Source organism: Colwellia maritima (assembly GCF_022669015.1).
Lineage (GTDB): Bacteria > Pseudomonadota > Gammaproteobacteria > Enterobacterales > Alteromonadaceae > Colwellia > Colwellia maritima.
The window spans coordinates 351,134-365,134 of sequence record NZ_JAKKSL010000004.1 but is presented as its reverse complement, the minus strand read 5'-3'; the positions used below and the strand labels follow the sequence as shown (position 1 = coordinate 365,134).

11 protein-coding genes and 4 pseudogenes are annotated in these 14,001 nt (G+C 39.3%); 12 read left to right on the top strand and 3 right to left on the bottom strand.

What is annotated here, in order from left to right; genetic code table 11:
• Positions 1-106 precede the first annotated feature (106 nt).
• The 3 genes and pseudogenes from L3081_RS20250 to L3081_RS20240 all read left to right on the top strand — a co-directional run bounded on the left by L3081_RS20250 (position 107) and on the right by L3081_RS20240 (position 2,000).
• Positions 107-601 carry a dihydrodipicolinate synthase family protein gene (locus tag L3081_RS20250; RefSeq protein ID WP_242288102.1) on the top strand — a complete coding sequence of 165 codons (495 nt, stop codon included), beginning with the start codon at positions 107-109 and terminating at the stop codon, positions 599-601.
• Between the two features lie 183 nt (positions 602-784).
• Positions 785-910, top strand: a pseudogene (locus L3081_RS20245) (transposase); the annotation flags it as partial.
• A gap of 110 nt (positions 911-1,020) precedes the next feature.
• Positions 1,021-2,000: pseudogene (locus tag L3081_RS20240) on the top strand (transposase).
• Positions 2,001-2,572: 572 nt separating this feature from the next.
• On the opposite strand, the gene L3081_RS20235 reads toward L3081_RS20240, so the two are convergent.
• Together L3081_RS20235 and L3081_RS20230 are read right to left on the bottom strand one after the other, a co-directional pair.
• The gene (locus L3081_RS20235) at positions 2,573-2,908 is read right to left on the bottom strand and encodes a hypothetical protein (protein WP_242288100.1); all 336 of its coding nucleotides are present in this window, start codon (positions 2,906-2,908) and stop codon (positions 2,573-2,575) included.
• A gap of 113 nt (positions 2,909-3,021) precedes the next feature.
• Entirely contained in the window at positions 3,022-3,741 is a 720-nt protein-coding gene (locus tag L3081_RS20230; RefSeq protein WP_242288098.1) for a methyltransferase, read from the bottom strand.
• A gap of 735 nt (positions 3,742-4,476) precedes the next feature.
• On the opposite strand from L3081_RS20230, the gene L3081_RS20225 reads away from it, so the two are divergent.
• The 4 genes and pseudogenes from L3081_RS20225 to L3081_RS20210 all read left to right on the top strand — a co-directional run bounded on the left by L3081_RS20225 (position 4,477) and on the right by L3081_RS20210 (position 7,401).
• The gene (locus L3081_RS20225; RefSeq protein WP_242288097.1) at positions 4,477-4,797 is read left to right on the top strand and encodes an endo-1,4-beta-xylanase; all 321 of its coding nucleotides are present in this window, start codon (positions 4,477-4,479) and stop codon (positions 4,795-4,797) included.
• Complete coding sequence (locus tag L3081_RS20220) at positions 4,772-5,632, top strand: endo-1,4-beta-xylanase (RefSeq protein ID WP_242288095.1); 861 nt, start codon at positions 4,772-4,774, stop codon at positions 5,630-5,632. The genes L3081_RS20225 and L3081_RS20220 overlap by 26 nt, the downstream gene beginning before the upstream one ends.
• A gap of 151 nt (positions 5,633-5,783) precedes the next feature.
• Positions 5,784-6,603, top strand: a pseudogene (locus L3081_RS20215) (glycoside hydrolase family 43 protein); the annotation flags it as partial.
• 204 nt (positions 6,604-6,807) lie between these two features.
• Entirely contained in the window at positions 6,808-7,401 is a 594-nt protein-coding gene (locus L3081_RS20210; protein WP_242288222.1) for a beta-xylosidase family glycoside hydrolase, read from the top strand.
• A gap of 62 nt (positions 7,402-7,463) precedes the next feature.
• Here L3081_RS20210 and L3081_RS20205 read toward each other — a convergent pair whose 3' ends face one another.
• Positions 7,464-8,465 carry a substrate-binding domain-containing protein gene (locus tag L3081_RS20205; RefSeq protein WP_242288093.1) on the bottom strand — a complete coding sequence of 334 codons (1,002 nt, stop codon included), beginning with the start codon at positions 8,463-8,465 and terminating at the stop codon, positions 7,464-7,466.
• Between the two features lie 196 nt (positions 8,466-8,661).
• On the opposite strand from L3081_RS20205, the gene L3081_RS20200 reads away from it, so the two are divergent.
• The 5 genes and pseudogenes from L3081_RS20200 to L3081_RS20180 all read left to right on the top strand — a co-directional run bounded on the left by L3081_RS20200 (position 8,662) and on the right by L3081_RS20180 (position 13,971).
• Positions 8,662-9,459, top strand: coding sequence for a hypothetical protein (locus L3081_RS20200; protein WP_242288091.1), 798 nt, complete (start codon positions 8,662-8,664; stop codon positions 9,457-9,459).
• A 45-nt stretch (positions 9,460-9,504) separates the two neighbouring features.
• Positions 9,505-10,497, top strand: a complete 993-nt coding sequence (locus L3081_RS20195) for a Kelch repeat-containing protein (RefSeq protein ID WP_242288088.1) — start codon at positions 9,505-9,507, stop codon at positions 10,495-10,497.
• 35 nt (positions 10,498-10,532) lie between these two features.
• Positions 10,533-12,164, top strand: coding sequence for a glycoside hydrolase family 43 protein (locus L3081_RS20190; protein WP_242288086.1), 1,632 nt, complete (start codon positions 10,533-10,535; stop codon positions 12,162-12,164).
• 24 nt (positions 12,165-12,188) lie between these two features.
• Positions 12,189-12,656 (top strand): dihydroxy-acid dehydratase domain-containing protein, encoded by a 468-nt coding sequence (locus tag L3081_RS20185; RefSeq protein ID WP_242288084.1) that lies wholly within the window; start codon positions 12,189-12,191, stop codon positions 12,654-12,656.
• Positions 12,649-13,971 (top strand): annotated as a pseudogene (locus tag L3081_RS20180) (dihydroxy-acid dehydratase domain-containing protein). The gene L3081_RS20185 and the pseudogene L3081_RS20180 overlap by 8 nt, the downstream one beginning before the upstream one ends.
• Positions 13,972-14,001 lie beyond the last annotated feature (30 nt).

Here is a 14,001-nt window from a genome sequence, read left to right as displayed (position 1 = left end):
AAACTACGGCTACTCCTTCTGAAGAAGAAATGTATGAGTACTATGCGCTTGCTGAAGCAACGGCAAAAGATGCTTGGCGTAACCATTATGCCTTATAACAATCCCGATGCCGGCCGGTTATCATGCCCTATCAACCGATATTCTTAGAAGACTTTCTATTCTCCCAAATGTAACTGCTCTTAAAATATCGACTATAGATGTTTCAATTATTGAAACTTTAATGTTAGAGAACAAAGATTTAAAAATTTTGGCGGGCGTTGACACCGTCACTGTATATGCAGGACTTGGCGGAGCATGTGGTGGAATTACAGGTGTAGGTACTATTTTCCCAAAAGCAAGTATCACTATGCAGGAGCATGTTAATAATGGAGAATGGGCTGAGGCAATTAAAATTTCTCAGGCGATGAATTCCATATCATATCTTGATGCTCAGCCGTTGCTTATGGAATATCTAAAACTCGCTATGGGTATTCATCATAATGATTTCGATGGAGGACTTCGCACCCTTGGTAAGAAATTAACTCAACAGCAAATTAATGATGTCAGCGCAAGATATACTCTAGCAAAAGAAAGACTCGAAGCGCTAGATTTAATAGACTAATCCTTTCAAATATTCAAAAAGAGAAAGCCCCGTTTTTACGGGGTTTTTTGTGTCTACCACATAAGTAAGCGCGCCTAACACAACGTGAAAAACTTAACACTTAATCAGGCCACCCATAATAACTTTTGCAACTTTCCAAGATAAACTACACTTACTTTACCTCAATCAAGTATGGACACTATGATGCCTAAACCACGCTCACAACAAATTAGTTTACTCAATACCCCTTATTACCACATTTGTAGCCGCACTGTACGCAAAGCCTTTTTATGCGGGGTCGATAAAGAAACTGGCACTAGCTTTGAACACTTAATCAGGCCACTTAATCAGGCCACTTAATCAGGCCACCCATAATAACTTTTGCAACTTTCCCAGTATAAACTACACTTACCTTACCTTAATCAAGTATGGACACTATGATGCCTAAACCCCGCTCACAACAAATTAGTTTACTCAATACCCCCTATTATCACATTTGTAGCCGCACTGTACGCAAAGCCTTTTTATGCGGGGTCGATAAAGAAACTGGCACTAGCTTTGAACACAGACGCGGTTGGATTGAAAAACGTCTGTTTCAATTATCCCAATCCTTTGCTATTGATATTTGTGCCCATGCTATCATGCACAATCACTTACATTTAGTGCTGCATGTGGATTGTGAGCAAATAAAACAGTGGACCACAGCAGATATTCTTCAACGTTGGCATCAACTTTTTAAGGGCACGCTCCTCACACGACAATATCTAAATAAACAACCACTGGCTGACTATCAACTCACCATGGTTGAACAAACCGCTAAAGTATACAAAGAGCGTTTAATGGATATTAGTGGTTTATGCGCTCCTTAAATGAGCCTATTGCAAGGCAAGCTAATCAAGAAGATAAATGCACAGGCCATTTCTGGGAAGGACGGTTTAAATCTCAAGCCTTGCTTGATGAAGGTGCTTTATTGTCGTGTATGGCTTATGTTGATTTAAACCCAGTACGTGCCGCTATCTCCCCTACACCCGAGCAATCAAGTTTCACCAACATTCAGTTACGTATTAAAGCAGCTATTAACGGTGAGCAACCCAAGCAGTTACTCCCTTTTACTGGCAACGAACATCAACACAAAACACAAGGAATTACTTTCAGCTTGAAAGACTATTTAACCCTCGTTGATGAAACGGGGAAAATAATTCGAAACGATAAACGTGGCGCGATTAACCCAAAAGCGTCTAACATTTTAGCCAGGCTACACATCAGTGATGAAAGTTGGTTAAAACTCACCACAAAATTTGAATGTATTTTCACGGGTGCTGTCGGAACAGCTGAGCACTTAAGTGAATTTAGTGAACATGTAGGCTTAAAGCGAACACATGGCATAGCCAATGCCCAAGCTTGTTTGAATAGTGCTTAATTTTATTTAACCCCCCCCCCCCCCCCCCCCCCCCCCCCCCCCCCCCCCCCCCCCCCCCCCCCCCCCCCCCCCCCCCCCCCCCCCCCCCCCCCCCCCCCCCCCCCCCCCCCCCCCCCCCCCCCCCCCCCCCCCCCCCCCCCCCCCCAGTAAAGTAATTAAACACCTAAACGACAAAACAAAAACAAGTGGTTTCGCTAACACCACGGCCTTCTCTCACCTAAGATTCAGAAAAAGTGACGTTACATGTAATAAAACGGGTAATAGAGGCATTTACCTGCACATGATATGGATTATTTTAATAAGAAAATAATATAACTAACGTGCTTAACGTGCTGTTATTACCTAGATTTATCGTGGGGATTTATTATGGGTGGCACGATAAGTTATTAGCACGTTAAATGATCCTATTTATCGCCTAAATGGATTTATTATGGGTGGCACGATAAGTTAATGGGTGGCACGATAAGTTAAATGGATTTATTATGGGTGGCACGATAAGTTTTAGCACGTTAAATGATCCTATTTATCGCCTAAATGGATTTATTATGGGTGGCACGATAAGTTATAATCGCCTAAATGGATTTATTATGGGTGGCACGATAAGTTAATTCATATGGCAAAATGACACAACCGAGAACAAAACCCAAAACAAAATATACAGCAATGCTTTTAACGCTAGTTTTGCAAATAAAACTCAAGCTATAAAGCATAACTAAAACAAAAGTTAACACACTCAAGCAGTCGGTTAAATATGCAATAGAGTAAACACTGTACTCTACTGGAAACAAATCAGAACTGATAAGTAATTCGGTAATAGGAGATTGAATATAAAGTGAAATATAAGCGAGGTAAATGAAAAATATCCAAACACTGGCTGCACCTACGACTGTATATATTGATTTATGCACCAAACTTTCCCTGTATACCTAACGCCGAAGCTCAGCTGACGACAGCCCGCGTAGCGGGATGGCGGTCGGCTGCAGCGCCTTGTTGGGCGACCGCGCAAGTTACTCGTCATAAATTATTGTGGCTTGCGCCCGCGAACAGAAATCATTGGTGGTTGAGAAAGATCTAACACGCCAGAACGAACGTTCCCGAGGTGCTGTTCAATTTCTTCATATGATGCAATGTCGTTGTTCAGCAGGTCATCTCTGATCATCTGTATCGTAGAAATTTCTAGCTGAATGCACTCTGGCATCTTGACTGGGAAATACCCCTCAGCCGTAATATCTTCGATGCCGGCAGCACGAAACAAATGCGGAAGCTTTCGCCCAAATGAAATATCAGCCCCACGGTCGGACAATAAAGCCCTGAACCCTTGCCTGACCTTATTGGCCAACTCTTGCTCAGGACCATATGCGTCGATGCAGCTTAAAGGCTGAAGCGCAGGATCGGCGTCCTCTATAACCCGACGGCCGCCGGGTTTTAGGGAAGAAATCATGTTTTGGAGCGCTTGCTCACGCTCCTTGACATGAACCAGAACCAACCGTGCATGCACCAAATCAAACTTATCATCGGGCGCCGGATCGAAAGCCACGTCATGATTACGCACTGTGACAGTTTCGGATTCTGCTTCCTTGGTCCAAGATGCGTCAATATCGGTCGCTAGCACATACCCGGTATGCCCAACACGGTCGGCGATTATTCGGACAAGTGTGGGGCCGCCGCCTCCTACTTCCCAAAGATTTCCAACCAGATGACATACCACAAGCATCGAATTGGCGCAGTGTGGGCGGGTCAAAAAGTTTCGAAAGCGAGGCGAAGCGCTCCGCAGCCGATGTATTACGATTATTTAAAAGGTACTCATTCTTCGGCATCATGTGCTCCGTTCTCACGCGGTCTATATCTGGGCGCCCAACAGCTATATTATAAGGATGAACTTCATGTTTAAACACGACATTGATCCTTCTTTCATGTAAATTCAAAAACTACAATACTCCAATTACCTCTACTCATCAATAAGTTAATAGTAACTTCACCAACTGGTTGATGAGTGAAAGGTTGATAAAAACCTTTTTTCATGCAAATTACATAATTTATGCCTATACTGTATTTATATACAGTCAATAATAAAATAAACATTCATAGAACATCCTACCTAAATATCAACACAGACCTTCCCTACCCCACTCCATAAGTTTTGCTTTATTTCTAAAACAAGTGACGTTTAAACACGATAATTTACATAAGCTACCGTGAATTGCGCTAAAATTTTAAAATGGCTGTACGTGCTAATTCACCAAAATATCATCATAATATTAAGAGATTAATAATATTATTAACCTTAGGCCTGTAGAAAAAAGGAAAAACCACGTTTTCTACAATGATAGAGTGAAAATAAAACACAAAAAACATAACTGATTGTTATTAAATACTTTTAAATAATAGTATAAAGTTTTTTTCAATATGTATTGAATAGTACGAGCTTTACAGATTATAGTAATAGTCATAAATACAATTACATTAAAAGATTATTATGAAACTTAAATCATTAAAAACTTTATTACCCTTAATATCAGTTATCACACTTACGTTGTCTGCTTGCGGTAATCAACCCAACAGCTCAGCTGTAGAGCAAAGTAATATTGACGCACCTTTATTAAAAGAACTCTTCGCCGATAAATATAAAATAGGAACAGCGTTAAGTAGAGAACAAATAATAGGTAACGCAACGTCTGTTTTACCTTTTGTTAATCAACAATTTAATGCAATTACGCCTGAGAACTCAATGAAATGGGAACGTATTCATCCTAAAGAAGGGGTATACGATTTTGAAGCGCCTGACGCGTCAAGTTGAATTCGCAAATAAAAACAATCATTTTTTTACGGGTCATACACTTGTGTGGCATTCACAAGTACCTGATTGGGTATTCGAACATAAAGATGGTACGCCACTGAACAGAGCTGAACTTCTAGCACGTATGGAAGATCATATTAATACCGTTGCGGGTCGTTATGCAGGAAAAATAGATGCATGGGATGTTGTTAATGAAGCATTAAATGAAGATGGTACTTTACGAGAATCTAAGTGGTTGTCTATTATTGGGGACGACTTTATTGAGCAAGCTTTTATGCTAGCCGCTAAAGCAGCACCAAATGCCAAGCTTTATTACAATGACTATAATTTATATAAACCTGAAAAACGTAATGGTGTATTAAATTTAGTAAAACGCCTACAAAACAAAGGAATACGAATAGATGGTGTTGGAATGCAAGCACATTATTCGTTAACTAAACCTGATTTAACTGAAATAGAAGATTCAATTAAAGCATACAGTGCACTTAATATGGATGTATTGATTACTGAGTTGGATGTGTCGGTTATTCCTTTCCCTGATGAGAAAAATATGGGTGCTGATGTTTCATTAAGTATGGAATTACAGGAGTCTTTTAATCCATATCCTGATGCTTTACCTGTTGAAGTAGAAAACCAATTAGGCGATCGATACAGAGCCTTATTCAATATATTTAACAGACATCAAGAGGTTATTAAACGTGTTACTTTTTGGGGTGTGAGCGACGCTAACACGTGGAGAAATGATTGGCCTATGCCAGGGCGCACAGATTATCCTTTGTTGTTTGATCGTCAATTAAAAGCCAAACCGTTTGTTTCAAGTCTTAATAAGCAATAAGTTACATTTATCATTAATCTTGAAGACGAACTTTTTCTCCCTGTAACCATAAGCTTTTAAAGGTATGGTTACTTTTTTTGCTCTAAGCTCACTAATATAGATCTGAGTTGAGAATAAATTACATAAAATTGAGATCACAATAGAGATAATCATGAAAACAATATCAAACCCCATCTTAAAAGGTTTTAATCCAGACCCTAGCATTATCAGAGTGGCTGATGATTATTATATAGCAACGTCAACGTTCGAATGGTTTCCTGGTGTGCAAATACACCACTCTAAAGACTTAGTTAATTGGACATTACTCACGCATCCGTTAAGTAAAACTTCTCAGTTAGATATGAAAGGCGTGCCTGATTCTTGTGGTGTTTGGGCTCCTTGCTTAACTCATGTTGATGGTGTTTTTTATCTGGTGTATACCAATGTAAAAAACTTTAATGGTGACTGGAAAGACACACCTAACTACGTGGTTACCGCTACAAATATTAATGGTCCATGGTCTGAACCAAACATTCGTTAATTCTAGTGGTTTTGACCCTTCGCTTTTTCACGATGATGATGGTAAATCTTATTGTTTGAATATGATTGTAGATCACCGAAACAGTAAATTTTTTGGTGGTATTATCATTCAAGAATTTGACCGCAATTTAAAAAAGACAGTAGGTAAAATTCATCATATATTTTCTGGTAGCGAACACGGCTTATCGGAAGGCCCACATATTTACAAAAAAAATGGCTATTATTATTTACTCACCGCTGAAGGTGGAACTGGTTATAACCATTGTGTTTCTTTAGCACGATCGACGTCTATTTTTGGACCATACGAAATTCACCCTAGCAATCCTGTTATTACCGCTAAAGATGCACCTAGCAATTACCTACAAAAAACAGGTCATGCTGATTTAGTTGAAACACAAAATGGGCAATGGTACATGGTGTTTCTAACGGGTCGTCCGTTAACCGAATTAGGACGATGTATTACAGGCAGAGAAACAGCAATAGAAAAGGTGCAATGGAGAGAAGATAACTGGCTTTACTTAGACCATGAATCAAATGAAGCGCGCCGGCATGTTCCTGCACCAAATTTACCAGAGCACAAATTTAAATCAGAAGCGCAACGGATTACGTTTGACACCCCCGCAGTAGACATAAATTTTCAAAGTTTGCGTATCCCCATGAGCAATGAATGGGTCAACCAAACTGACAGACAAGGCTATTTACGTTTATATGGCAGAGAGTCACTCAGTTCTTGTTTTGAACAGAGCTTAGTGGGTAGAAGAGTACAAGCCCACCATACCATAGCGTCTACTTGTATTGAGTTTTCACCCGAAAATTTCCAACAAATGGCGGGCTTAGTTTGTTACTACAACACAACGCATTATCATTATGTGTATATTTCAGGTGACGATTTAGGTGCTTACTCAGGTAAAAAATTCATTAATGTGTTAAGTTGCGACGACAATAAAACATCGCACCCTATCAGCCAACCTATCGACATAACTCAAATTGAAAAAGTGTATTTAAAAGCTGAATTTAATGGCGCTGTTATACAGTTTTACTTCGCGGTAGATACAAAAGATCACCAACCTAACTGGCAGGCAATAGGACCAGAGTTAGACGGTAGTATTTTATCTGACGATTACGTTGTTCACACTGAAAAGGGATATTCACCTTGTTTTACAGGCGCATTTTATGGGTTAGCTTGCCAAGATCTTTCTGGCCAGAAAATCCATGCCGATTTTGAGTATTTTGACTACCAAGAAAAGTAATCGATTAGGCTTACATTATTTAATATCACTCGATGTAAGCCTAATTTTAAAAATGTATAAAGTTAAATACTCTCACCATCATGCAAAGTAAAACCTAAATCAATATAGGTTTCTATATTTTGTAACCCATCAATACGCGCAAGTAATTGTTCAGCTGCTACTTGGCCAATAAGAAATCTTGGGGTGATTACACTGGCCAATGCGGGTGAATAAAGCTGTCCCATATCGTGTCCATGCATACCAGTAACTCCTAGCTCTGGCTTTGGTACATTTATACCCTTCTTTTTACAACTTAACAGTACACCCATTGCCACATCGTCGTTCGTACAAATTACCCCATCCACTTTAGGATCCATAGATAAAATATCATCTAAAATTTCTGATCCTAAACGAATAGAAGAAAATTCAGGAGACCGAAAGATCAATGGCGTTAATTGATATGACAAAACAGCCTCTTCGTAACCTTGCCGGCGAAGTAAATCACGTATATCCCCTTTTGCCCCAATATAAGCAATATTTTTATACCCTTTTTCCAACATATTTAAGGTCATTTGTTTAGCAGCTGCTAAATTATCAAAACCTACCGCTTGTTGAATAGGTGGGGTACAGGTATCCATAATTTCTGTAACTGTCACACCAGAAGATTTGATCATACGATGAGTATTTGGGCTATGTACACTTTCAGAAAGGATCAAACCATCAATATGATAACCTAATAATGAGCTAATTCTTTTTTCTTCAAGTTCAGGCGAGTATGCATAATGCGCAATCATAATTTGATAGCCTGCCGGCTCAGTAACCGACTCAATTCCACGTAATACCTCATCAAAAACATGATTGGATATCGATGGAAATAGCACACCAATAGCATGACTGCGACCTTTAGAAAGAATATTAGGTGCCTTATTAGGTATATAGCCTAATTTATCAATTGCCGTTTGAATATCTTTACGAGAAGACTCTGCTACTAAATTGGGATCTTTTAAAAATCGGCTAACCGTCATCTTAGTCATACCCACAATGTCAGCAATATCTTGCAAGGTTGTTCTTCTCATTTTGCTCATAGCTTTGTTTCTTTTTGTCGATCACACTTTTCAATCAAGGTTTGATTATATAACTAAAGTCCCTTCAATGAATAAAAAGATTGATCCCCTCAAATGTTACTGGTAACATCTAACCTTGAAATACAGCATGATTGGACTTTATTTACCTAATTCAGTTATAGTCATAAAAACAATAATAGTAAAATGGAGAATAAAAATGGTCAAGACAATAAGAAACGTTATTTTAACCTTTGTCACTTTACTATCATTAAATAGTTACAGTGCCGATCTAAAATTTAATGCAGATAAAGACCTATTACTCTTAAATTTTGACTTAAAAACAGACGTAGATGATGTACATACTATTGCCGCATTAGATTTAATATTACAGTCAAACGAATTCAAAAATATTAATTATTATGCCGTAAGTGGCACTTATGGTATTCAAGCAGGTTTATACGTGCCAAGAGATACATTATTTAACATTGTATTTAAAAATAACTGGACTGATGCTCATATGCATAAACAGAATTCAATCAATAACACCGTAAAACATATCAGTAAAACCTTATCCACAAACGGTAAAGTTTGGATTGCAGAAGCAGGACAGAGTGACTTTACTCAAGAATTACTTATCGCATTAGATGAATTTGGTATCCCTTTTTCAAAAGATAACATTATGGTTGTTCAGCACAGTACCTGGAATGAGAAAGAAACCAGTGTTGATGCCTTAAATTTTGTCAAAGCTAAAACAACTTATATAAAAGTTGAAGACGGCAACAAAGAAAACAACGGGAGTCCGGGATTTAACAACGAAACCTATCCAGTTAAAAACCTTGAAAATGAAAAATTTATCTCATCTGAAGCGTGGACTGAAGCCAATAAAATTAGCTCACAATATAATGGCGTTAATGGTCGCTATAACAATAAAGCTATATCAAATGGTGGAGCAGACTTTTCGGACCTTGTTGAAATCACGTCTATTTTAAATATAAAAGACACCAAAGAACGTTAAAGACTTCTTTACTAAATTCAATAAATTAAAAAAATAAGGCTCTCCATGTTAACAACAAAAATTGTAAAATCATTCACTGCGTTTGCCGCCTCGTTTTTGGTTATCTTTACGGTAACCGCACAAGATACGTGGGAAACGATTGAAACATCAAAATCGTTTACAGCTCGTCACGAAGCCGGCTTTGTTAAATTTGATAACAAAGGCTATTTAATTGGTGGAAGAAGGATCAACCCCGTTGATGCGTTTGATCCGAACACATTAACATGGCAATCACTGCAAAAATCGCCTCTTGAACTACATCACTTTCAACCTGTGGTATGGGAAGATAGAATTGTTGTTGCAGGCGCTATGACAGGTGGCTACCCTGCTGAAAAACCGGTAAAAAATATTTATTTCTTTTACCCAAAAGAAAATAAATGGGAAAAAGGTCCTGCCATACCTAAAACAAGATTAAGAGGCGGAGCTGTTGCTGTTGTTCATTCAAATTCACTTTATCTTATTGGTGGCATAACCAACGGACACTTAGACGGACACGTAAAATGGGTAGATAAATACGACTTTAAAACCAACACCTGGTCAATTCTTCCTGACGCACCCCATGCGCGTGATCACGCCCAAGGCGCTATCTTAAATAACAAAATTTATGTCGTCAGGCGAAGAACATCAGGAAAAATCAAAAAGGTATTTGAGTTGGTTGAACCCAAAGTCGATGTTTTTAATCTCACTACTCATCAATGGCAGGTAATAAAAGAAAATTTACCAACGCCCAGAGCCGGTAATTCTGTTTTCGCCTACCAAAATAGTTTTATTGTGGTGGGTGGCGAAAGTGCTGACCCAAGCAAGGCTCACAATGACGTGGAATTATATAATACCGAAACAAGGTCATGGAAAAAAATGCCCTCTTTACAGCAAGGCAGGCACGGTAGCGGTGTAATAGAAATGAATGGTTATTTATGGATAGCATCAGGCTCAGGTATGCAAGGTGGCTCACCTGAACTTAAATCTGTTGAGCGTATTAAGCTTAACGCTATTTTTTAATACTAGTCAAATTTTCACTAAAACAAGAGAAACGTATGGAAATGATCAACAACCCAATTTTGAAGGGCTTTAATCCAGATCCGGTTATCTGTAATAACGGTGAAGATTATTATATCGCTACCTCAACCTTTGAGTGGTTTCCGGGTGTTCGCATTTATCACAGCCGAGATTTTAAAAATTGGAATTTAGTTGCTTGTCCATTAGAGCGTGTTAGCCAATTAGACATGAACGGCATACCTGACTCTGGCGGTGTTTGGGCACCTTGCTTAACTTACAGTGACGGTTTGTTTTGGTTGGTGTATTCAAACGTAAAAAGTGTTGATAGCCCTTGGAAATCTGGCGATAACTTTCTGGTTACCGCCGAAAATATTGAAGGCCCATGGAGCGAACCTATCAAATTAAAATTTGGCGGTTTTGATCCTTCGCTTTTTCATGACGAATCAGGTCGTAAGTTTATGACCTACCGCCAATGGGGTGCTAGGCATCACAGTAATCCACATAACAATATTATTATTCAAGAATATTTTCATGACGAACAACGCTTATCAACCGACCGAAAAATTATTTTTGGTGGTACACACAGAAAACTCACCGAAGCGCCACATTTATATAAAGTTAACGACTACTATTATTTATTAGTGGCTGAAGGCGGCACAGTTTACGACCATGCTGTTACGGTATTACGCAGTAAAAGTGTGTTTGGTCCGTTTGAATTACACCCTGATGAAACTATTTTAACCACCAGTGATAAACCCGAAGCTGCTTTACAAAAAGCAGGTCACGGCTCAATGATCAAAACCCATTCAAACGAATGGTACATGGTGTTTCTAGTGGGTCGTCCGTTACCTGACACGATTAAAATTACCGATAACAAAATTTCAGGTTATTGCCCATTAGGACGAGAAACCGCTATCGACAAAATTGAGTGGCGCGATGGTTGGCCATATGTGGTTGGCGGCTCTGGTACTAAGTTAACTATTCAAGCGCCCACATTTTCAGCGTTAACTTCTGACAATCTAACAACCAATGTTTCAGAAACCTTTATTGATAACTTTGATACCACAACCTTGCATCCACAATGGCAAACTTTACGTGTTCCATTTGATGAAATAATGGGCGGCTTAATTCCTGATAGCGCAAGCTTACGACTTAACGGTTTAGAGCCACTTATTTCTCAATTTCCACAAGCAACTGTTGGATATAGATGGCAGCATTTCGACTTTGACGCAACAACCACCGTATCTTTCAGTCCAACTAACGAACAACAAAATGCAGGTATAACGTGTTATTACAACACTAAAAACTGGGTTTACTGCTTTGTTGATTTTGATGAAAACCTTGGCACACGTGCGCTTAAAATCATTCAAGTGGATCAAGGCGAAGCTTCTTATTATCTCTATGAACAACCGATACATATACCTGACTCTGTCACTAACATATCACTGAAAGTTTGTGTGCGCGGTACACGTTTATCATTTGAATACTCATTCGATGACTCAAGGTGGCAACCATTAAATATGGTTTTCGATGCTTGGAAACTCTCAGACGATTACGTAAAAGGTAAAGGCTTTTTTACGGGTGCTTTTATCTGTTTACATTGTTCAGACTTAAGTGGTGAAGGCGTTTTTGCTGATTTTCATCAATTTAAATACAGCCCTAATCTTTAAACATTAGCTAATAAAGACAAACAAATGAAATTAAATAAACAACATCGTTTTCGTTCACAAGATTGGTTTGATAATAAAGAACATATTGATCTAGCGGCCTTATATTTAGAACGATTTATGAATTACGGTATTACGCCTGAAGAGCTACGTTCGGGTAAACCTATTATTGGTATTGCGCAATCAGGCAGCGACTTAGCGCCATGTAATCGCATTCATCTTGAACTCACTAAACGCGTAAAAGATGGCGTTAGAGCAGCAGGCGGCATTCCTATTGAATTTCCGGCTCACCCTATTTTTGAAAATTGTCGACGCCCTACTGCCGCACTTGATCGAAACTTAGCTTACTTAGGTTTAGTCGAAATTTTATTTGGCTACCCCATTGATGCGGTTGTATTAACAACAGGTTGCGACAAAACGACACCGTCAAGTTTAATGGCAGCGTCTACTGTTGATATTCCAAACCATTGTTTTATCAGGCGGACCAATGCTTGACGGTTGGCACGATGGCGAATTAGTGGGTTCTGGCACCGTTATTTGGCGTTCAAGAAAGCGCTTAGCGGCAGGCGAAATAGACGAAACTGAATTTCTTAATTTAGCCATGGACTCTGCACCTTCTGCCGGACACTGCAATACGATGGGCACCGCATTAACCATGAACTCGGTTGCTGAAGCTTTAGGCATGTCGTTAACCGGTTGTGGCGCTATTCCTGCTCCTTACAAAGAACGTGGACAAATGGCTTATCGTACGGGTGTGCGTATTGTCGAAATGGCTTATGAAGATTTAACACCGTCAAAAATATTAACACGCGACGCTTTTGTTAATGCCATGAAAGTTATTTCAGCCTTAGGGGGTTCTACCAATGCGCAACCACACCTTATGGCAATGGCTCGACACGCAGGTGTTGAAATAACCGCTGAAGATTGGAATGAACTCGCCCGACCTATCCCGTTACTTGCTAATGTTCAGCCCGCAGGTAAATACCTAGGTGAACGTTTTCATAGAGCCGGTGGTGTTCCTGCCATTATGTGGGAATTATTAAATGCGAATAAACTCAATGGCGATGTATTAACCGTTACGGGTAAATCGTTGGCTGAAAACTTACAAAACCTACCTAAAACCGACAGAGAAGTGATTAAGTCGTTTGACGAACCTATGTTGAAAGATGCGGGCTTTGCTGTATTTTCTGGTAACTTTTTTGATTTCGCTATTATGAAAACCAGTGTTATTTCACCTGAGTTTACCCAACGCTTTCTTTCAGAAAAAGGTAACGAAGGCGTGTTTGATGCACGTGCCGTAATTTTTGAAGACTCCGAAGATTATCATCAACGTATTAACGATCCTGCATTGAACATTGATGCTCATTGTATTTTAGTTATTCGTGGCGCGGGCCCAATTGGTCAAGCCGGGTTCGGCTGAAGTAGTAAACATGCAGCCACCTGATTACTTAATTAAACAAGGTATCTCCGAAACTTACCTACTTTAGGAGATGGTCGACAATCGGGCACGTCAGACAGCCCTTCTATCTTACATGTTTCTCCTGAGAGTTCTGTTGGTGGCGGATTAGCCTACCTACAAACAGGCGATATGTTACGTATCGACATGAACAAAGGCAGCTGTGATGTGCTATTACCTAAAGGTGAATTTGAAAGTCGTAAAGCAGAAACACAGGTTACGCCTCCTAAATCGCAAACACCGTGGCAAGAAATTTACCGCGATACCGTAGGCGATTTATCACAAGGTGCAGTTATCGAGCTAGCGACAAAGTATCAAGGTATTGCTAAGAAATTACCTAGGCACAATCACTAAACTTAATGACTTAATAAAAGCAGCTAAAAC